The organism is Acinetobacter sp. USHLN143 (assembly GCF_037145695.1).
GTDB classification, from domain to species: domain Bacteria; phylum Pseudomonadota; class Gammaproteobacteria; order Pseudomonadales; family Moraxellaceae; genus Acinetobacter; species Acinetobacter fasciculus.
Genome location: NZ_JBBCWZ010000375.1, coordinates 1 through 210 on the forward strand (window position 1 = coordinate 1; position 210 = coordinate 210).

Sequence of the window (210 nt, forward strand, 5' to 3'; positions counted from 1 at the left end):
CCATCGAGTTCTCCCACCGCCAAGGCGATCAATTACACTCTGAAGCGTTGGCCAGCTTTAAGCCGCTATTTGGATGATGGCAATCTACCGATTTGCAATAATTGGGTAGAGGTGCGACACGAAGTCGCTTAATGAAGTTGTTCCCCCCTGCGGGAACCACCCGTGTCACCGGGTGAATCTAGAAGGCTGAATAAAGAGCGCCTTCGACAA

1 pseudogene is annotated in these 210 nt (G+C 51.4%); it reads left to right on the forward strand.

Features of this window, described 5'->3' with window-relative positions:
- Positions 1–111, forward strand: a pseudogene (locus WFH18_RS18690) (IS66 family transposase); the annotation flags it as partial.
- Between the last annotated feature and the right edge of the window lie 99 nt (positions 112–210).